22 protein-coding genes, 1 tRNA gene and 1 pseudogene are annotated in these 19,739 nt (G+C 59.9%); 17 read left to right on the forward strand and 7 right to left on the reverse strand.

What is annotated here, in order from left to right:
- Window positions 1-25 precede the first annotated feature (25 nt).
- Window positions 26-625, reverse strand: a complete 600-nt coding sequence (locus ACW8PS_RS12745) for a gamma-glutamyl kinase (RefSeq protein ID WP_491527827.1) — start codon at window positions 623-625, stop codon at window positions 26-28.
- 182 nt (window positions 626-807) lie between these two features.
- Here ACW8PS_RS12745 and recA point away from each other — a divergent pair, with 182 nt between their 5' ends.
- From recA to ACW8PS_RS12760, 3 genes are all read left to right on the forward strand, one after another.
- Window positions 808-1,875, forward strand: coding sequence for a recombinase RecA (gene recA, locus ACW8PS_RS12750; RefSeq protein WP_491527829.1), 1,068 nt, complete (start codon window positions 808-810; stop codon window positions 1,873-1,875).
- Between the two features lie 142 nt (window positions 1,876-2,017).
- A complete protein-coding gene (gene alaS / locus ACW8PS_RS12755; RefSeq protein WP_491527830.1) occupies window positions 2,018-4,678 on the forward strand; it encodes an alanine--tRNA ligase in 2,661 nt (886 codons plus the stop codon).
- A gap of 3 nt (window positions 4,679-4,681) precedes the next feature.
- Complete coding sequence (locus ACW8PS_RS12760) at window positions 4,682-4,972, forward strand: DUF1330 domain-containing protein (RefSeq protein ID WP_491527831.1); 291 nt, start codon at window positions 4,682-4,684, stop codon at window positions 4,970-4,972.
- 144 nt (window positions 4,973-5,116) lie between these two features.
- Here ACW8PS_RS12760 and ACW8PS_RS12765 read toward each other — a convergent pair whose 3' ends face one another.
- A complete protein-coding gene (locus tag ACW8PS_RS12765; protein ID WP_491527832.1) occupies window positions 5,117-5,575 on the reverse strand; it encodes an Lrp/AsnC family transcriptional regulator in 459 nt (152 codons plus the stop codon).
- A 133-nt stretch (window positions 5,576-5,708) separates the two neighbouring features.
- Here ACW8PS_RS12765 and ACW8PS_RS12770 point away from each other — a divergent pair, with 133 nt between their 5' ends.
- Window positions 5,709-5,915, forward strand: coding sequence for a DUF6356 family protein (locus ACW8PS_RS12770; protein ID WP_491527833.1), 207 nt, complete (start codon window positions 5,709-5,711; stop codon window positions 5,913-5,915).
- 49 nt (window positions 5,916-5,964) lie between these two features.
- Here ACW8PS_RS12770 and ACW8PS_RS12775 read toward each other — a convergent pair whose 3' ends face one another.
- The 4 genes from ACW8PS_RS12775 to ACW8PS_RS12790 form a co-directional block, all read right to left on the reverse strand.
- Window positions 5,965-6,582, reverse strand: a complete 618-nt coding sequence (locus ACW8PS_RS12775; RefSeq protein WP_491527834.1) for a YitT family protein — start codon at window positions 6,580-6,582, stop codon at window positions 5,965-5,967.
- A 135-nt stretch (window positions 6,583-6,717) separates the two neighbouring features.
- Complete coding sequence (locus tag ACW8PS_RS12780) at window positions 6,718-7,932, reverse strand: NADP-dependent isocitrate dehydrogenase (RefSeq protein ID WP_491527835.1); 1,215 nt, start codon at window positions 7,930-7,932, stop codon at window positions 6,718-6,720.
- Window positions 7,933-8,126: 194 nt separating this feature from the next.
- On the reverse strand, window positions 8,127-8,348 hold the full coding sequence (locus ACW8PS_RS12785) for a hypothetical protein (protein ID WP_491527836.1): 222 nt from the start codon (window positions 8,346-8,348) through the stop codon (window positions 8,127-8,129).
- An 8-nt stretch (window positions 8,349-8,356) separates the two neighbouring features.
- The gene (locus ACW8PS_RS12790; protein WP_491527837.1) at window positions 8,357-9,010 is read right to left on the reverse strand and encodes an alpha/beta hydrolase; all 654 of its coding nucleotides are present in this window, start codon (window positions 9,008-9,010) and stop codon (window positions 8,357-8,359) included.
- 188 nt (window positions 9,011-9,198) lie between these two features.
- On the opposite strand from ACW8PS_RS12790, the gene iscR reads away from it, so the two are divergent.
- The 11 genes from iscR (at window position 9,199) to ACW8PS_RS12845 (ending at window position 17,969) form a co-directional block, all read left to right on the forward strand.
- Window positions 9,199-9,660, forward strand: coding sequence for a Fe-S cluster assembly transcriptional regulator IscR (gene iscR, locus ACW8PS_RS12795; RefSeq protein WP_491527838.1), 462 nt, complete (start codon window positions 9,199-9,201; stop codon window positions 9,658-9,660).
- 180 nt (window positions 9,661-9,840) lie between these two features.
- A complete protein-coding gene (locus tag ACW8PS_RS12800) occupies window positions 9,841-10,917 on the forward strand; it encodes a cysteine desulfurase family protein (protein WP_491527839.1) in 1,077 nt (358 codons plus the stop codon).
- A gap of 72 nt (window positions 10,918-10,989) precedes the next feature.
- Window positions 10,990-12,510 (forward strand): Fe-S cluster assembly protein SufB, encoded by a 1,521-nt coding sequence (gene sufB / locus ACW8PS_RS12805; RefSeq protein WP_491527840.1) that lies wholly within the window; start codon window positions 10,990-10,992, stop codon window positions 12,508-12,510.
- 81 nt (window positions 12,511-12,591) lie between these two features.
- The gene (locus ACW8PS_RS12810) at window positions 12,592-12,771 is read left to right on the forward strand and encodes a hypothetical protein (RefSeq protein ID WP_491527841.1); all 180 of its coding nucleotides are present in this window, start codon (window positions 12,592-12,594) and stop codon (window positions 12,769-12,771) included.
- Between the two features lie 99 nt (window positions 12,772-12,870).
- Complete coding sequence (locus tag ACW8PS_RS12815; RefSeq protein ID WP_491527842.1) at window positions 12,871-13,068, forward strand: heavy metal-binding domain-containing protein; 198 nt, start codon at window positions 12,871-12,873, stop codon at window positions 13,066-13,068.
- A gap of 48 nt (window positions 13,069-13,116) precedes the next feature.
- Window positions 13,117-13,872, forward strand: a complete 756-nt coding sequence (gene sufC / locus ACW8PS_RS12820; protein WP_491527843.1) for a Fe-S cluster assembly ATPase SufC — start codon at window positions 13,117-13,119, stop codon at window positions 13,870-13,872.
- The gene (sufD, locus tag ACW8PS_RS12825) at window positions 13,872-15,167 is read left to right on the forward strand and encodes a Fe-S cluster assembly protein SufD (RefSeq protein ID WP_491527844.1); all 1,296 of its coding nucleotides are present in this window, start codon (window positions 13,872-13,874) and stop codon (window positions 15,165-15,167) included. Before sufC ends, sufD begins: the two co-directional genes overlap by 1 nt.
- A gap of 5 nt (window positions 15,168-15,172) precedes the next feature.
- On the forward strand, window positions 15,173-15,676 hold the full coding sequence (locus tag ACW8PS_RS12830; RefSeq protein WP_491527845.1) for a hypothetical protein: 504 nt from the start codon (window positions 15,173-15,175) through the stop codon (window positions 15,674-15,676).
- On the forward strand, window positions 15,673-16,254 hold the full coding sequence (locus ACW8PS_RS12835) for a YIP1 family protein (protein ID WP_491527846.1): 582 nt from the start codon (window positions 15,673-15,675) through the stop codon (window positions 16,252-16,254). The genes ACW8PS_RS12830 and ACW8PS_RS12835 overlap by 4 nt, the downstream gene beginning before the upstream one ends.
- 11 nt (window positions 16,255-16,265) lie before the next feature.
- Window positions 16,266-17,486, forward strand: coding sequence for a cysteine desulfurase (locus ACW8PS_RS12840; RefSeq protein ID WP_491527847.1), 1,221 nt, complete (start codon window positions 16,266-16,268; stop codon window positions 17,484-17,486).
- Between the two features lie 406 nt (window positions 17,487-17,892).
- Window positions 17,893-17,969, forward strand: a tRNA-Arg gene (locus ACW8PS_RS12845).
- 133 nt (window positions 17,970-18,102) lie between these two features.
- Here the strand turns inward: ACW8PS_RS12845 and ACW8PS_RS12850 are convergent.
- Window positions 18,103-18,354, reverse strand: a pseudogene (locus ACW8PS_RS12850) (transposase); the annotation flags it as partial.
- Here ACW8PS_RS12850 and ACW8PS_RS12855 point away from each other — a divergent pair.
- Together ACW8PS_RS12855 and ACW8PS_RS12860 are read left to right on the forward strand one after the other, a co-directional pair.
- Window positions 18,339-19,190: a hypothetical protein gene (locus ACW8PS_RS12855; protein ID WP_491527848.1), complete on the forward strand. Its 852-nt coding sequence runs from the start codon at window positions 18,339-18,341 to the stop codon at window positions 19,188-19,190. The pseudogene ACW8PS_RS12850 and the gene ACW8PS_RS12855 overlap by 16 nt on opposite strands.
- A 6-nt stretch (window positions 19,191-19,196) precedes the next feature.
- On the forward strand, window positions 19,197-19,739 hold a 543-nt coding region (locus tag ACW8PS_RS12860; protein ID WP_491527849.1), incomplete at its 3' end, for a glycosyltransferase.

Raw genomic sequence — 19,739 nt, forward strand, 5'->3', positions numbered from 1 at the left:
TCTGCTGCCCGTCAGGTCTTTGGCTTCAGGCTCCACCAAGTGACCGCCAGAGCGTGAATTCTGCGGCCGCCTCGCGCTCCAGCCGGGCGCGCATCGCAGCGCTCAGATCAACCGGCCCTTTCGGAGAAACATTGGCGCGGGGAAGGTCGAACCTGGCCTCCAGCCTGGCCTCCAGAAACGTCACCAGATCCCCCATTCGATCATAGCGGAACAGGTGATCGACGGCGAGGCGGCCATCATCACCCGTCAGAAAATGCGCCTGCGAGCCCACATCGGCGAAATCGGGGCGTTTGGGCTGCAACCAGGCCGCGACAAATTCATCGAAACTCAGGCCCTCGGTCGTATTTGGCTTGCCCGATAATTGCGCCCGACCGCGATAGCGATACCAGCTGCCAAGCCACTCGACCGGCTCGCGCATCACCGCAACCAGCTCCATCGGGCGCTTGCCGCGCTGTTCGAAAAATCTGGACAACCGGTTGCGATATTGCACAGCAGAGATGTGTTTTTGGCCAGGCGGGTCCAATATGGCCGCGCTGGCATGTGGCAACAGCGTCTGTTCCAGTGCTGTCGTGCCGGTCTTGGGAACCGCCAACAGCACGAATTTCTGCTTCCAGAACACCAACATGGGCCAAACTCCGCTATAATTCACGCCGCCTCAACACTTTCTTAATCCTTCCGGTAAAAAACTGGAATTCACAAGATTTTACTTGAAATGTTCTCATTTTGATCTCAAAAGGAAACCAGAACAAGAAGCGAACACGAGCATCATTGCCGCGGCCCTCGCGGTATGGAATAAGGACGAACTCCATGGCAACGGCGAACCTTCTCGATATGACTGACCGTAAATCCGCAGATAAGAAAAAGGCGCTGGACAGCGCAGTGGCCCAGATTGAACGGCAATTCGGCAAGGGCTCGATCATGAAACTGGGGGCTGACAACCCCATCGTCGGTATCGAATCAACCTCGACCGGGTCGCTTGGCCTCGATATCGCGCTTGGCATTGGCGGGCTGCCCAAGGGCCGGGTTGTCGAGATTTATGGCCCCGAAAGCTCTGGCAAGACCACCCTGACGCTGCATTGCGTGGCGGAAGAGCAGAAAAAGGGCGGTGTCTGCGCCTTTGTCGATGCCGAACACGCGCTGGACCCGCAATATGCCAGAAAACTGGGCGTCAATCTGGATGAGCTGTTGATCAGCCAGCCCGATACCGGCGAACAGGCGCTGGAGATCATCGACACGCTGGTGCGCTCGGGCGCGGTTGCCATGATCGTGGTTGATTCGGTGGCTGCGCTGACCCCGAAATCCGAACTGGAAGGCGATATGGGCGATGCGTCCGTTGGCGTGCATGCCCGGTTGATGAGCAAGGCGATGCGCAAGCTCACCAGCTCGATCTCGCGCAGCAATTGCATGGTCATCTTCATCAACCAGATCCGGCACAAGATCGGCGTCATGTTTGGCAGCCCCGAGACCACGACGGGCGGCAACGCGCTGAAATTCTACGCCTCGGTGCGGCTCGATATTCGCCGCATCGGCTCGATCAAGGATCGTGACGAGGTGGTCGGCAATTCGACCCGGGTGAAGGTGGTCAAGAACAAGGTGGCCCCGCCCTTCAAGCAGGTCGAGTTTGACATCATGTTTGGCGAAGGCATCTCCAAGACCGGTGAGCTGCTCGATATGGGCGTGAAGGCCGGGATTGTCGAGAAATCGGGCAGCTGGTTTTCCTATGGTGATGAACGCATCGGCCAGGGACGTGAGAACGCCAAGACCTATCTGAAGGAAAACACCGCCATCGCGCTTGAGATCGAAGACAAGGTCCGCGCCGCACATGGGCTGGATTTCGACATGAATGCAGGTGATGCGGATATGATCGAGGGCTGAGTTTGGCCCGCCATTGACCGAAAGGGGCGGCATTGCAGCAGCGCAGGCCGCCCTTTTTCTGTCCCCCATGGACAGCGCCCGGGCAGCGGTTTACACCCATGAAAACCCGCTGATCCGCCTGTAGCAAAGGGGCCCCGCCACGATGGCCAGCCTGAACGATATCCGCTCGACCTTTCTGAATTACTTTGGCGATCGGGGGCATGAAATCGTTCCCAGCTCACCGCTTGTGCCGCGCAACGACCCGACCCTGATGTTCGTCAATTCGGGCATGGTGCAGTTCAAGAACCTCTTTACCGGGGTCGAGCACCGCGATTACCAGCGCGCCACAACCAGCCAGAAATGCGTGCGCGCGGGCGGTAAGCATAACGACCTGGACAATGTCGGCTATACCGCGCGCCACCATACGTTTTTCGAGATGCTCGGCAATTTCAGCTTTGGCGACTACTTCAAGGACGAGGCGATCGCCTTTGCCTGGACCCTGATCACCAGGGAATTCGGCGTCGATGAAAGCCGCCTTCTGGTAACGGTCTACCACAGCGATGATGAGGCTTTCGAGATCTGGAAAAAGGTCGGCGTGCCCGAGGACCGGATTATCCGCATTGCCACGTCTGACAATTTCTGGCAGATGGGCCCCACCGGCCCCTGCGGCCCCTGCACCGAGATCTTCTATGATCATGGTGACCATATTCCGGGTGGCCCGCCGGGCAGCCCGGAGGAGGATGGCGACCGCTTCATCGAGATCTGGAACATCGTTTTCATGCAGAACGAGCAGTTCGAGGATGGCTCGATGCGGGCGCTCGAGATGCAGTCGATCGATACCGGCATGGGGCTGGAACGCATTGGCGCGCTGTTGCAGGGCAGCCATGACAATTACGACACCGACCTGTTCAGATCACTGATCGAGACCTCGGCGCATCTGACATCGGTGGACCCTTATGGCGACCAGAACGTGCATCATCGGGTGATTGCCGATCATCTGCGATCGACCTCGTTTCTGATTGCCGATGGGGTGATGCCCTCGAATGAGGGGCGCGGCTATGTGCTGCGCCGGATCATGCGGCGCGCCATGCGCCACGCACATCTGTTGGGTGCGGATGATCCGCTGATGCACCGGTTGGTGCCGGCGCTGGTCGGCCAGATGGGGCAGGCCTATCCGGAACTTGGCCGGGCGCAGGCGCTGATCGAGGAAACCCTGCGCCAGGAGGAAACCCGGTTTCGCCAGACGCTGGATCGCGGGCTGAAGCTGTTGGATGAGGAATTGCTGCGCCTGCCCGATGGCGCAAACCTTTCGGGGGAGGCGGCCTTCAAGCTCTATGACACTTACGGCTTTCCGCTGGACCTGACCCAGGATGCGCTGCGCGAGCAGGGCCGTGCGGTCGACACGGACGGGTTTGACGCCGCGATGGCCGCGCAAAAGGCCAAGGCGCGGGCGGCCTGGGTGGGGTCCGGCGAAACCGCCGATGCCACGATCTGGTATGACCTGGAAGAGACACATGGCGGCACCGAATTTCTGGGCTATGACACCGAGGTGGCAGAGGGTCAGGTGCTGGCGCTGGTGCGGGACGGGACCGAGATTGCGAGCGCCAATTCAGGTGATCAGGTGGTGCTGGTGCTGAACCAGACGCCGTTTTACGCCGAAGCCGGCGGGCAGGTCGGCGATACCGGCACCATCCGCACCGAGACCGGCCAGGCGAGCGTGACCGATACCCGCAAGGTGGCGGGCGTTGTCTTGCATGTGGCCGATGTGACCGAGGGCGAGATTGCCAGCGGTCAGGCGGCGCAGCTGAGCGTTGACCACGCGCGCCGCAGCACCATCCGTGGCAATCATTCGGCAACCCATCTGTTGCACGAGGCGCTGCGGCGCGCGCTTGGCGATCACGTGGTGCAACGCGGCTCGTTGAATGCGGCTGACAGGCTGCGGTTCGATTTCAGCCATTCCAAGGCGCTGAGCCCGGAGGAATTGGCGAGTATCGAGGCCGAGGTCAACGCCTTCATTCGCCAGAACAGCCGCGTCGAAACCCGGATCATGACGCCCGATGATGCCCGCGATCTGGGCGCGCAGGCGCTGTTTGGGGAAAAATACGGCGATGAGGTGCGGGTCGTGTCGATGGGCCGCCTGCCGGGATCGGGCAAGGGCGCGGATGGCCAGACCTATTCGCTGGAACTGTGTGGCGGCACGCATGTGGCCCGGACCGGCGATATCGGGGTCTTCGTGACGCTTGGCGACAGCGCCTCCAGTGCCGGTGTGCGCCGGATCGAGGCGCTGACCGGTGCGGCGGCGTTTGAGTATCTGAGCGCGCAGGACCGCCGCTTGGCTGATATTGCGGGCGCGTTGAAATCCCCTGCCGCCGAGGTCGGCGCGCGGGTGCGAAGCCTGATGGCTGAACGCAGATCACTGGAGAATGAGGTAACGCAATTGCGCCGCCAGCTGGCCATGGCGGGCAGCGGCGCGGCGGCCCCGGAGGCTGAAGAGATCAACGGCATCACCTTTCTTGCGCAGGTGCTGGAGGGTGTGACCGGCAAGGATCTGCCCGGGCTGATTGATGAGCACAAGGCTCGCATGGGTTCGGGCGCGGTGGTTTTGCTGATGGCCGATACCGGTGGCAAGGTGGCGGTGGCGGCGGGCGTCAGCGATGATTTGACGGGCCGGGTTTCGGCGGTTGACCTGCTTAAGGCGGCGGTGGTCGAACTGGGCGGCAGGGGCGGCGGCGGACGGGCTGACATGGCCCAGGGCGGTGGCCGTGATATTGGTGGCGCGGCGGCCGCGAAAGCGGCTGCGGCCGCGGTTTTGAAGGGAGTTTGACGAATGGCAACAGCGCTTTGGGTCGCCCATGTGACGGTGACCGATGAGGATGCCTATATGAAATACGCGGCCATCGCGACCGAGGCGATCGCGCAGCATGGCGGCGTTTTTCTGGCCCGGGGCGGCCGCTCCATCCAGAAGGAAGGCCGGGCCCATCCGCGCAATGTGGTGGCACGGTTCCCGTCGCTGGAGGCGGCCAATGCCTGCTATGAATCTGATATTTATCAGGAAGCCCTGAGCCATGCCCGCGGCGCATCCGAGCGCGACCTGGTGTTGATCGAAGAGTTTGACTGACGGGGTTGCCGCAACCGATAGGGCGCAGGCCGGCCTTGGCGCGCATCCGCCCCCGATCTGCGAGCGGTGGGGCCGGGATTTTGGATATTTGAAGCGCAAAGAAGCAGGCGTGGCGGCCTGGGTCGGGATCGGTTGATCCCGCCCCTAGAGCGGCAGCGCGGTGGTTTCCTTGATCTCCTCCATCACGAAGCTGGCGGAGATATCGTCAATTTCGACCCGCGCGGTGAGGCGTTGATAAAGCCCGTCATAATCGGCGACATCGGCGACACGGGCATGGATCAGATAATCAAGATCGCCGGTCATGCGATAGGCGGCCAGGATCTCGGGCATGTCCCGCGTCGCGCGGGCAAAACGCGTGGTCCAATCGGGGCTGTGCGCACCGGCGCGGATCAGCATGAAAACCGAAAGGCCCAGCCCGAGAGCGGCGGGATTCAACAGCGCCACGCGGGCGGTGATGATGCCGCGTTCCTCCAACGCCTTGATCCGGCGCCAGACGGCATTGCGCGACAGCGTGGCGATCTCGGCCAGATCATCAAGCGACCGGGTGCAGTCGCGTTGCAGGGCGGTGAGGATCTTGCGGTCAAATGTATCCAGGTTTTCCATTTCATGACAATAGGTGGGATAATGTCCCAAAGATACGGAGGATTGACGGGAAGTTCGGGATAGGTTTTGGCCATGCACCGGGTATTGTATTTTCATCACATATGGCAGCTGACTGCGCCAAGGAGAAAGCCACATGATCGCCCGTCTATTTACCGAACACCCTGACAGCGTCGAAGAAACCTATTTGGAACATGCTCGTTTCGCGAGCACGTTCGCGTTGTGGTTGTTTCTGGCGGCCGGGGCGGCGGCGGTGCATGCGGTTTTACCCTTTCTGTTTGAAAAGACCGCCAGCCGCATCATCACCAGGCTATACGGGCGGATCCACAATCGCGGCAGCTGAGACCTGCCAATTTTCGGGGGCGGCTCCGACGGCTTTGGCTCCGCGAGGATCAGCGCGCGATATAGCGGTCACGGCGGTGATTGAGGGTAATCACCAGATTGACGATGGCAGCGCCAAAGGCCGAGGCCGCCACGACCGGCCAGTCGAACAGAACCAGCGCCAGTGAAAAAACACCGGCATCGAAGGCCAGTTGCACATGGCCCGCCTTGATGCCGCGCGTATCCTGCAGATAGATGGCGACAATGCCGATGCCGCCGAGCGTGGCGCCATGGCGAAACAGAATCAAAAGCCCCGAGCCGCCGGTGATGCCCGCCAGCCCGGCCGCCGCCAGCGGATGCAGATACGCAATTTCGAAAACCTCAGGCATGAGATATGTTTGCACCGAGACCAGTGCCACTGCGGCGAAGGTCTTGAGCGTGAATCGGGCCCCCATACGGGCCATCGCAAGCCAGTAAAACGGCAGATTGAGCACAAAAAACACCACCGCAAAGCCGCCAAGACCGGCATAGGACAGGACCAGCGACAGCCCCGCGATCTGGCCGGTAAAAAGCCCGCCCGCCTGCAATAGTTGCACGGTCAGCGCCATCAGCGCGGTGCCCGCGATGAGGCCGATAATGTCTTCGATCAGGGAATGGTCGGTTGAGGGGGGCGGATCCAGCAGCGTCATGCGTCGGTGTCTGAGGTGTTTTCGACACTGTCGTCAAGCGCGATTTCGGGGCGCTGCTGGTCCAGGATGAATTCAGGCATGAAAAAAGGCCGGTCCGATGTGAAAACCGGCCTTGGTTCAGCAATTCCGCTGCCCTTATCCGGCCAATGCGGCGTTCAGGCTCTCTTCGATTTTTTCGAGGAAACCCATCGTGGTCAGCCATTTCTGATCGGGGCCGACCAGCAGCGCCAGATCCTTGGTCATGAAACCCGATTCCACGGTGTCCACGACGACCTTTTCCAGTGTCTCGGCAAAGTTCATCAGGGCCGCGTTGTCATCGAGCTTGGCGCGGTGCTTGAGGCCACCGGTCCAGGCGAAGATCGACGCGATGGAATTGGTCGAGGTCTGTTCGCCCTTCTGGTGCTGGCGATAGTGGCGGGTGACGGTGCCGTGGGCGGCCTCGGCCTCCACGATCTTGCCATCGGGCGTCATCAGCTGGCTGGTCATCAGGCCAAGCGAGCCAAAGCCCTGCGCCACGGTGTCGGATTGCACATCGCCATCATAGTTCTTGCAGGCCCAGACAAAGCCGCCATTCCATTTCATCACACAAGCGACCATGTCGTCGATCAGGCGGTGTTCATAGGTGATGCCGGCATCTTCGAATTTCTGCGCAAATTCGGCGTCGAACACTTCCTGAAAAAGCTCAAGGAAGCGGCCGTCATATTGCTTGAGGATGGTGTTCTTGGTCGACAGATAGACCGGCCAGCCGAGTTTAAGGCCATAATTCATTGACGCGCGGGCAAAGTCGCGGATGCTGTCATCAAGGTTATACATGCCCATGAAAACGCCCGAGGACGGGGCCTTGAACACTTCACGTTCATCCACCGTGCCGTCGTCGCCAACAAATTTCATTGTCAGCGTGCCGGGGCCGGGGAATTTCATGTCGGTGGCGCGATACTGGTCGCCGTAAGCGTGGCGGCCGATCACGATGGGTTGGGTCCAGCCCGGCACCAGGCGCGGCACGTTCGAGCAGATGATCGGCTGGCGGAACACGACGCCGCCCAGAATGTTGCGGATGGTGCCGTTGGGGCTGCGCCACATCTGTTTCAGGCCGAATTCTTCAACCCGCGCCTCATCGGGTGTAATCGTGGCGCATTTCACCGCGACGCCCACCTCTTTGGTTTTTTCGGCGGCATCCACGGTGATCTGGTCATTGGTGCGGTCGCGTTCTTCGATGCCCAGATCGTAATAGAGCAGGTCGATATCGAGATAGGGCAGGATCAGCTTGTCCTTGATGAACTGCCAGATGATGCGGGTCATCTCGTCGCCGTCCATTTCGACGATCGGGTTGGCTACTTTGATCTTGGTCATGTGTGTCCCTCGGCTCTACCATGTGAATTGCATGTCTGAGGCTGTCTCTAGCCTAAAATACGGCATCTGGAAAGATGGTATGCGATTGTATACCGGCGACGTGCTGTCGCGGGGGCATAGGTGCGGGAGCCATGGGTATCTGTCGCGATTCAGCGCCGGTTGGCCTTTGGTGGAAGGCGATCCATGCGCCGGGCCTACTCTGCCCTGGCCTTGGCGATCCTGTTGGCCAGCCATTTGCGGCCCGCCTTTTCCGAACGTCGGATACGCACGGAGGTCATGAACGCCTCCTGCATGGTTTGCGATGACGCGCGCAGCGTGTTGGAAAGCTGTTCGATCAGGCGGTCATCATCAAGATCGGCTTCGGCCTTGAGGGCGTCTTTGGCAAGCTCGTCGGCCAGTTGGGTCACAAAATCCATGGGTGGCCTCAACGGGTGGTTTCGGTCAGACGGCGGCGCACATAGCTCTGCACAGAGTCGATCATCGGGTCCATGAACGGGTCTTCAAAGAAATGACCGGCCCCCTCCATTTCCTGATGCGTGATGGTGATGCCCTTTTGTTCATGCAGCTTGTCGACCAGAATACGGGTGTCATGCGGTTTGGCGACCCGATCGCTCGATCCGTTGATCACCAGACCCGAGGCCGGGCAGGGGGCCAGAAAGCTGAAATCATACATGTTGGCGGGCGGGCTGACCGAGATGAAGCCGGTGATCTCGGGGCGGCGCATCAAAAGCTGCATGCCGATCCAGGCCCCGAAGGAAAAGCCCGCAACCCAACAATGTTTCGAGTTCTGGTTCATCGATTGCAGGTAGTCGAGCGCCGAAGCGGCGTCTGACAGCTCGCCGATGCCCTGATCATATTCGCCCTGGCTGCGCCCGACGCCGCGGAAATTGAAGCGCAGCACGGTAAAGCCCATGTTGTGAAAGGCGTAATGCAGGTTGTAGACGACCCGATTGTTCATCGTGCCGCCGAATTGTGGATGCGGATGCAGGATGATGGCAATCGGCGCGTCTTTTGCCTTTTGCGGGTGGTAACGGCCTTCCAGCCGGCCTTCCGGGCCTGGGAAAATCACCTCGGGCATCTTTCGGTCCTCGTTTTCGCTACGCATCTCCGGATTGTGCAGGCGCGATTGACGGGCCGGGTTGCGCAACCTAGAATGGTTCCAATATTGCTCCGGCCTGACGGGCCGGGTTGATCGCAGTTAAGCCTCCTGCCGGGAAAGGTCAATCTTATGCGCGGGCTGGAGCGCGTGGCACCGGGAGAAATCCGATGAAATTGAGCACAAAAGGCCGCTACGCGATGGTGGCGCTGGTCGATATTGCCCTGCAGGCACCGGGCGCGCTGTCATCGCTGTCGGATATCTCGAAGCGGCAGGATATCTCGCTGCCCTATCTGGAGCAGCTTTTTGTCAAACTGCGCCGGGCCGAACTGGTGGAATCGGTGCGCGGCCCCGGTGGTGGCTACCGGTTGGCGCGGGCCGCGTCCGAGATCCGGGTGGCCGATGTGCTGGCGGCGGTCGATGAAACGGTGAATGCGCTGCATACCGGGGCGGGGGCCAGCGGCGCGCATTCGGGCAGCCGTGCGCAGAGCATGACCAACCGGCTGTGGGAAGGGTTGAGCGCGCATGTCTATGTGTTCTTGCATCAGGCGCGACTGTCGGATGTGGTGCAGAACGATCTGATGCCATGCCCCGCGGTGCCGAACATCCTGCATGTTGTGGATGACGCGTGATGCGGCCTGATCCAGCGGCGCCGCCGATGGCGGCAAGAGATTTTTTGGTGCCTGTTGCGCGGTGAGCCCGCAATATCGGGGATCTGTGCGGGTTGTTTCGTTGGGTGGTGGATGACCGGGCGGGCAGGAAAATTCCGCCGGGCGATGGATTTGGATATTTGAAGCACAAAGAAGGCGGCGATGCGAAGCTATCTTGACTGGAATGCCACGGCCCCCTTGCGGCCAGAGGCGCGCGCGGCGATGGCGGCGGCGATGGATCTGGTGGGCAATCCGTCCTCGGTTCATGCCGAAGGCCGTGCCGCGAAGGCGGTGATCGAGAAAGCCCGCGCCGAGGTGGCCGAAGCGGTTGGCTGTGATCCGGGCGAGGTCGTGTTCACCAGCGGCGCGACCGAGGCGGCCTCGGTCCTGGCGCGCCGCCCATCCACCTGTGACGTGATGGTGCAGGATACGGCTCATGATTGCCTGCTGGCGCATTCGGACCTGTCAAACGCCGCATCGCGCCCGGATGGGCCCGGGCACATGCTGGCGATGGGGCTTGCCAATAGTGAAACCGGCGTGATCACCGAACCGCCGGCCCGCGTTGGCGGTCTGTTGCCCCATGGGGCCTTGCGCGCCAGTTGGCTGCTGCTGGATGTCGTGCAGGCGATCGGCAAGATTCCGTTTTCCTTTGCCTGGAGCGGGGCCGATATGGCGATTGTTTCGGCGCATAAGATTGGTGGCCCGAAGGGGGTCGGGGCGCTGATTGTGCGCGGCGGGCTGGATATAGAGGCGCTGTCGGTTGGCGGCGGGCAAGAGACAGGGCGCCGATCGGGGACCGAGAACGTCATTGGCATTGCCGGATTTGGGGCCGCGGCGCAGGCTGCGACGCAAGATCTGGCCGATGGTGCATGGGATCAGGTTGCGGAATTTAGAAATATTCTAGAATTGGCTCTGGACGTCAGCGAAAACGGGACTATTTTAGTCGGGAAAGGCGCGCGACGATTGCCGAACACCACTTGCCTGATCACGCCGGGGTGGAAAGGCGAGACGCAGGTGATGCAGATGGATCTGAAAGGGTTCGCCATTTCGGCGGGTTCGGCCTGTTCCAGCGGCAAGGTCCGGCCGAGCCGCGTGTTGCGCGCGATGGGATTTGATGAGGTGCAGGCGGCCAGTGCCATCCGCATCTCGATCGGTCCCGAAACGACAAAGGATGAGGTTTTGCGTTTCGCTGATGCGTGGAATGCCAGCCTGAAACGACACCGGGCGCGCGTCGCCTGAGGCCCTGCGGCCCGAAATGATGGACATGCCCGCCGGTTTTGGACCGGAACGGGAAGATAAGGGAGCCCAGATATGGCAATTGCCGAAACCGAAGTGCGTGACGGTGTTGATCGCGAGACCGTCGAGACCGTTCAGGCGATGAGCGGCAAATACAAGCATGGCTGGGCAACCGAGATCGAGATGGACTATGCGCCCAAGGGCGTGAATGAAAACATCGTCCGGTTGATTTCCGAGAAAAACGGCGAGCCGGAATGGATGACCGACTGGCGCCTTCAGGCCTTCAAACGCTGGAAGCTGATGACCGAGCCCGAATGGGCGATGCTGAACTACCCCAAGATCGACTTTCAGGATCAGTATTACTACGCCAAGCCCAAAAGCATGGTCGAAAAACCCAAAAGCCTCGATGACGTCGACCCGAAACTGCTGGAGACCTATGCGAAACTGGGCATTCCGCTGCGCGAACAGATGGTTCTTGCCGGTGTCGAAGGGGCCGATGCCGTGCCCGCGGAAACCCGCCGGGTAGCCGTGGATGCGGTGTTTGATTCGGTGTCGGTCGGAACGACGTTTCAGAAGGAACTGGCCGAGGCCGGCGTGATCTTCTGCCCGATTTCAGAGGCGATCCAGAACCACCCCGATCTGGTGAAGAAATATCTCGGATCAGTCGTGCCGATTACCGATAATTTCTATGCCACGCTGAATTCTGCCGTGTTCTCGGACGGGTCGTTCGTCTATGTGCCGCCGGGCGTGCGCTGTCCGATGGAGCTGAGCACCTATTTCCGCATCAATGCCGAGAATACAGGCCAATTTGAACGCACCCTGATCATTGCCGACAAGGGCAGTTATGTGAGCTATCTGGAAGGCTGCACCGCGCCGATGCGCGACACCAATCAGCTGCATGCCGCGGTGGTGGAACTGGTGCTGCTGGAGGATGCCGAGATCAAGTATTCCACCGTTCAAAACTGGTATCCGGGCGATGAAAACGGTGTTGGCGGGATCTATAATTTCGTCACCAAACGTGCCGATTGCCGGGGTGACCGGTCCAAGGTGATGTGGACGCAAGTCGAAACAGGATCGGCCATAACCTGGAAATACCCCTCGTGCATTTTGCGTGGCGATGGCAGCCAGGGGGAGTTTTACTCCATCGCCATCACCAACAACCATCAACAGGCCGATACCGGCACCAAGATGATCCATCTGGGCAAGAATACCAAATCCCGGATCGTGTCCAAGGGGATATCGGCGGGCAAGGCGCAGAATATTTATCGCGGGCTGGTCTCGATGCATCCCAAAGCCGAGAATGCGCGCAATTATACGCAATGCGACAGCCTGCTGATCGGCAGCGAATGCGGCGCGCATACGGTGCCTTATATCGAGGTCAAGAACAACTCGGCCCGGGTCGAGCATGAGGCGACGACTTCGAAGGTGGATGACGACCAGCTGTTCTATTGCCGCCAGCGCGGTATGGATGAGGAAGAGGCCGTGGCGCTGGTGGTCAATGGCTTCTGCAAGGAGGTCTTGCAGGCGCTGCCGATGGAATTTGCCATGGAGGCGCAGCAATTGGTGGCGATTTCACTGGAAGGTTCGGTGGGGTAGAAAAGTTTTCATGAAAACTTTTTGGACGGAAAATTCTTCGGTGAAGAATTTTCGGGTCACCGCAGGAAAGGACACCCTTTGATGGTTCGTAGCTATCTTATTCCCGCCGTGCTCACGGGTGCGTTTCGTGCCGTATTTGCGTTGGCGGTCGACGTGGTTGTCTCCATGCTCAGCGCCCTGGCCGTGGCCGGGCTTGCGGTATCCTCCGGAATTTTTGGCTCGATTGCCCCGCGGGCGGCTCTGGGCAAGGGGCGCGGCTAGGATGGGTGCGTTCTGCGACAAATGCCGCGCGGGCCTGGCTGCGGCCAATATTGTCCGGTATCCGCATCGCCACGACCGCAAGCGGGCGAAGGAGGACACATGATTGCCACCACAACAGCCTTTGCTGATTTTCACGGCCTTGCCGCAATCGGGGCGCGTGAAACTGCACTGGATGCCATGCAGGCCCATGCCAGCGGTCCTGGGGCGGATGCCGTCGCGGGCGTCGATCCAGGTTGCGAAGTGATCAATGAAATGCTGATGGATTCGGCCAGTGGCACCGCTGTCGGGTTGCGATAGATGATCAGAAACATGATATCATGCCGATGCGGCCAGAAAGGACTATAAATGCTTGAAATCAAAAACCTGCATGTCTCTCTTGAAGAAGAGGATAAAGAGATTCTGAAGGGTGTTGACCTTACCGTCGAGGCCGGCAAAGTGCATGCGATAATGGGGCCGAATGGCTCCGGCAAATCGACGCTCAGCTATGTTCTTTCCGGCAAGGCCGGCTATCAGGTGACAGCGGGATCGGCCACGTTGAAGGGGGATGACCTGCTGGAGATGGACCCTGAGGAACGGGCGGCGGCGGGCCTTTTTCTGGCCTTCCAATACCCGGTCGAGATCCCCGGTGTGGGCAATATGACCTTTCTGCGCACTGCGGTGAACGCACAGCGCAAGGCGCGCGGCGAAGCGCAGATGTCGGCCGCCGAATTTCTCAAGGTGATCCGGGCCAAGGCCAGGGATCTGAAAATTGATGCCGATATGCTGAAACGTCCGGTCAATGTGGGCTTTTCGGGCGGTGAGAAAAAGCGCAACGAGATCCTGCAAATGGCGATGCTGGAGCCTTCGATGTGCATCCTGGATGAAACCGATTCCGGGCTTGATGTCGATGCCATGAAACTGGTGGCCGAAGGCGTGAACGCGCTGCGCAATGCCGATCGGGGATTTCTGGTTATCACGCATTATCAACGGCTTCTGGACCATATCAAACCCGATCTCGTCCATATCATGGCCGATGGCCGCATTGTTAAGACGGGCGGGCCCGAATTGGCGCTTGAGGTCGAGCAGAACGGTTATGTCGATATTCTGGCGGAGGTGGCTTGATGGCCAATCCGGCACCGAAAACGGATCCGATCGATATGCGGGTGGCGGGGCTTGCCCTGCCGGACGGCGCGGGGTGGGCCAATGCGGCGCGCGCATCTGCCCTGGCGCGCCTGCGGAGCATGGGCTTGCCGGGCAAGCGCGATGAGTATTGGAAATTCACCGATCCGACGACGCTGAACCTGCCGGCGGCTGTGCCCGCGAAATGCTTTGTCACCGATGAGGTGCGGCCGTTTTCCGATATTGACCGGCTTCGGATCGTCTTTGTCGACGGTGTGTTCGACGCCGCAGCCAGCGATGATCTGGCGATGGCGGGCGTCGAGATCGAGCTCCTGTCCGACGCCATGGCCCGCGACATCCATTGGGCACGCGATCTTTACGGTGTGCTGGAAACCCGCGGCCAGACCCCGGTGCCCCGGCCCCATGCGGCGTTGAATACCGCCTATGCGGAACAGGGTGTCGTGATCCGCGCAACTGGCCATGTGCCCCGTCCGATCAGCCTGATTTACCTTCATAAATCAGAGATTTCCGATGCGATCCTGCACCATGTCGTGAAGGTCGAGGAGGGCGCGAGCCTGACCATATTGGAAAATGGCCCCGCTGCTGCGCGGCTTTCGGGAGTGATGGAAGTCGAGTTGGGCGATGACGCCGCTTTTCACCATATCCGCCTGCAAGGGCGCGACCATGAACGGCGCGCGGCAACGCATATGTTTGCCCGGATTGGCGCAGGCGCGGCGTATAAATCCTTTACCCTGACGGTGAACGGCGTGCTGACGCGCAATGAACAGGTGGTGGAGCTGTCGGGCGACAACGCGCTGGCCCATATCGCCGCGGCCGCCCTTGGCGACGGGGCGACCGGCAGCTACCATCATGACGACACCGTGTTCGTGACCCATGACGCGATAGGTTGCGAAAGCCGACAGGTGTTCAAGAAAGTGCTCAGAAACGGGGCCGAGGGCGTGTTTCAGGGCAAGATCCTGGTCAAACCGGGGGCGCAGAAAACCGATGGCTACCAGTTGAGCCAGGCGTTGTTGCTGGACGAGAATGCCAGCTTTCAGGCCAAGCCCGAGCTGGAGATCTACGCCGATGACGTGCAGTGCAGCCATGGTTCGACCACCGGTGCGATTGACGAGGAGGCGCTGTTCTATCTGCGCTCGCGTGGCCTGCAGGAAGGCGAGGCCACCGATCTTCTGGTGCTGGCCTTTCTGGCCGAATCCATCGACGAGATCGAGGATGAAGCCCTGCGCGCGGATATATTGACCCGGCTGCAAGGCTGGCTTGATCGACATCGGGGGTAGCTGGCGTGGCTGTCACAACCCAAATTCTGCGCACATACAGGCATCCGCGTCTGGTGATGCGGGCCTTGCTTGCGTCGAATGCTGCCGATACCCGGCCCGAGGCGCGCGCGCTGGTCTATCTGCTGTTGGGCTGCGTGCTGATCTTCATCAGTCAGATCCCGGCCCTGGTGGCGATGGAGGACGGGGCCGCCGGTGCCGCGCCACGCGACGCGCGGCTGGCCATCACGTTTTTTGCCTGGCTTTTTATCTGGCCGCTGATCTTTTACGCGCTGGCGGGTCTCAGCCATCTTTTGGCGCGCGCAATGGGCGCGCGGGGTCGGGGCGCGGATGCGCGGATTGCGCTGTTCTGGACGGTGCTGACGGTCTCACCGCTGTTTTTGCTGCGCGGCCTGGTTGAGATCGCGGGTAGCGATGCGGGGCTTCTGGCGATCAATCTGGTGGTCGCCGTGGCTTTTTTTGGAATATGGGCCGCCTGCCTGATCGAGGCGGAAACGGAGGCTGCGCAATGACCGACCTGCTGGATATCCGCGTTCTTTTGCGCATGGCGCGCGCGACCGTGACCGACCCCAAGGGCGGCGCGCGGGCAATCCTTGACCTGCGCCTGCCGGTGCCGGTTCTGTGGCAGTTTTTCCTGCTGCAACTGGTGTTGTCGGCGATTTTGAAGGTGATTGTCTTTACCTTCTTTCCCACCCCCGAATTCGAGATGGGCCCGACCGCGGCGATCAGTTTCACCATGATCGAGGCGGCAATCGGCGTCATTCTGGTGCTGGCCACATATCATATAGGGCGGGTTTTCGGCGGCGCGGGCACATTTGCGGGCGCATTGGCACTGATTGTCTGGCTGCAATTCATCCTGCTTTGCGTGAATGTGGTGCAGATTTTCGTCATGATGATCCTGCCGCCTGCGGGTGATGTCATCACGCTTTTGGCTCTGGCGCTGTTTTTCTGGCTGCTGGCCCAGTTCATCGCGGCGCTGCACGGGTTTACCTCGATGGGCCGGGTGTTTCTGGGCATTGTCCTGAGCCTTATGGCATTGGCTTTCGTCTTCAACATCCTTTTTGCGCTTCTGGGGCTCCGGATCGGGTAGGGAAACCGCATATGTATGATATCGACAAAATCCGCGCCGAATTTCCAATCCTGTCACGGCAGGTCAATGGCAAGCCCCTGGTCTATCTCGATAACGGGGCCTCGGCGCAGAAACCGCAGGTGGTGATTGATGCGGTGACGCGCGGATATGGCGAGGAATATTCCAACGTGCATCGCGGGTTGCATTATCTGAGCAATCTGGCGACCGAGAGATACGAGGCCGTGCGCGGCACTATCGCGCAGTTTCTGGGCGCGCGCGATGAGGGCGAGATCGTCTTTACCTCGGGCACCACCGAGGGCATCAATCTGGTGGCCTATGGCTGGGCCATGCCGCGGATGGGGCCGGGCGACGAGATTATCCTCAGCATTGCCGAGCATCACGCCAATATCGTGCCCTGGCATTTTCTGCGCGAACGTCAGGGCGTTAAGCTGGTCTGGGTCGATGTCGATGCCAATGGCGATCTGGACCCGCAGGCGGTGCTGGCGGCAATCACGCCGCGCACCAGGCTGATTGCGCTGACCCATATGTCAAATGTGCTTGGCACTGTGGTCGATGTGAAATCGGTGGTTGCGGGGGCGCATGAGCAGGGCGTGCCGGTGCTGGTCGACGGGTCGCAGGCGGCGGTTCACATGGCGGTGGATGTCGAGGATATCGGGGCCGATTTCTATGCCATTACCGGCCATAAGCTCTATGGTCCGTCCGGCTCGGGTGCGATCCATATCACACGCGCCCGGATGGCCGAAATGCAGCCCTTCATGGGCGGTGGCGACATGATCCGCGAGGTCACACGCGAGGCCGTGACCTATAATGATCCGCCGATGAAATTCGAGGCCGGCACACCGGCGATCGTGCAGCAGATCGGGCTTGGCGCGGCGTTGGATTATCTGATGGCGGTCGGCATGACGAATGTGGCGGCCCATGAACGGGTGCTGCGCGATTATGCGCGCGACCGGCTGGACGGGCTGAACTGGCTGAATGTGCAGGGAACATCGCAAGGCAAGGGCGCGATCTTTTCCTTCACGCTGGACGGCGCGGCGCATGCGCATGACATCTCGACCGTGTTGGACAAGAAAGGCATCGCGGTGCGCGCCGGCCATCATTGCGCGCAGCCTTTGATGGCGCATCTGGGCGTCACCGCGACAGTTAGGGCCAGTTTCGGGATGTATAACACGGTGGCCGAGGTCGACGCGCTGGTTGAGGCGCTGGAACTTTGTCACGATCTGTTTTCGTGATGTCGGTCTCGGTGCCCTGACGGGCACCGATCCGCGCGGTCTGGTGCCGCCTGTCGACCTGCCTGTCGCGGCGCGTCCTCGTTTGGTGACAATGGCTGGACCCTTGAGGGTGGTTTTGAGTGAACCGGGCGGGAATTGGATATTTACAGGCGCAAAGAAGCCAGCGGAAGGTGCCCGGATTTTTCCGTTGCGAGGGCCGGTCGCGGGTTGTATATCCGCGCCTGAGTTTGCCGCCTGGTTGCGCAAGATAGGGCGCGGCGCGTTTCAAAGGCTGCTGGCAAGGGTAGTCGCGATGAGAGATGCGATGAAAAGGATCGGGAAAGCAAGGAGTTGAACGGCTGCCATATTCCTGTTTCAATTCCCTTGCGGCCCGCGTATGCACGTCAGGCGATTCCTGGCACCGGATGCACCCATAGCTCAGCTGGATAGAGCGCTGCCCTCCGAAGGCAGAGGTCGCAGGTTCGAATCCTGCTGGGTGCACCACCTCACTTTTTTGCTGAAAACATCATCTAACGCCTTGAATGGTAAGTATAAATAAGGTGCTCGAAGTCCTTGATTCCGGAAGTAGGCTACAGGCTCTACAAGTGTCAGACCCCCTGTGATGCTCCTATGTTTGTCAAGCTGCGCCTTTTTCGTCGTTGGGCACACAAAGGTGGTGATAGATTTCGCGGACGATATAGCGTTTCAGGCAGCGAATGATCGCGCGCTTGCTTTTGCCTTGAGCGGTGCGTTTGACGACGTAGCTTCGTGTGGCCTCATGATTGCGCATTCGGGTTATAGCGACGATGTAGAGGGCTGCATTGGCTTGTCGGTTGCCGCCACGGTTCAGGCGCATGCGATTGGTTTTGCCGCTTGAAGCCGGGATCGGGCATCACCTATACCTATGACTGGGGCATGGTGACCGATCTGGGCAGGCGCAACATCAGTCGCATGTGCGCCGAACTGGGGGTTGAAAACATCATCATAGCGGATGATATTGCGAAAAAACGCGACAATATCGCCAAGAACCTTCGGGCCTGGCTGAAATCGCCGCATCTGGGGATGGTCAGCATCCTGACTGCCGGGGACAAACACTTCTTTCGCCATGTCGAGACGGTCAAGAAACAAACCGGCATTCAGATCAACTTGTGGGGCATAAATCCTCTTGAAGTCACCCATTTCAAGGCTGGCTTTCTCGGCATTCCACCCGACTTCGAAGAAGACAAGGTTTATAGCAGCGGTGCGCGCAAACAATTGCGCTATCAGAAGCTCCGGTTCAAGGCCATGTTGCAAAGCCCCGGTTACTTCAACGGCTCGCTTTGGGATACCCTGTCGGGTGAGTATTACCGAAGCTTCATGAAGAAGTCCGACTATTTTCACATTTTCGATTACTGGTCCTGGGAAGAGCCCCTGGTTGATCAGACCCTTGCCATGTATGACTGGGAAAAGGCACCGGACACCTCGACCACCTGGCGTATTGGCGATGGGACTGCGGCCCTGTATAATTACATATATTACACTGTTGCCGGCTTCACGGAACATGACACTTTCCGAAGCAACCAGATACGCGAAGGCCAGATATCACGCGAAGAAGCAATGGTGCGGATCAAGGACGAAAACCAGCCTCGATATCCGAACATCAAATGGTATCTGGATGCAATCGGCATGGATTTCGCCGATGTCATCAACACGATCAATGCGATTCCACGCCTTTACCAGCAATAACACCCAATGGCCACGATCTGGTATATTTCAAAATACGTCACCCCGCCGGGCGCGGCCAAGGTTGGTGCGCGCGGCTTTCTGATTATCCGGGAATTCGTGAAGCTTGGTCACAATGCTGTGCTGATTACCTCGGATTCGAACCATCTGGCGACGCCGCCCAAGCTGAACACAGCTAGAAAACAGGAAACCATTGACGGTGTCGAGGTGCACTGGCTACGCACCCGGAAATATTCCGGCACGCGATCCTTGGGGAGAATCCTCAGCTGGCTTGATTTCGAATGGCAAGTGTGGCGGATGCCAAAGGCACATCTGCCAGCGCCTGACGTCGTGATCGTTTCCAGTCTTTCCCCCCTGACCATCTTTAACGGTCTGCGCCTGCGCCGGCGTTATCGTTGCAAGCTCGCATTCGAAATTCGCGACATCTGGCCGCTTGCGCTGATTGTGGCGGGAGGCGTCAACCCGCGCCGCCCCGCCATTCGGTTTCTGGCCTGGGTCGAACGGCTCGGCTATCGGCGCGCCGATCTGATCGTCGGCACCATGCCCAACCTG

This window comes from Alterinioella sp., assembly GCF_058343375.1.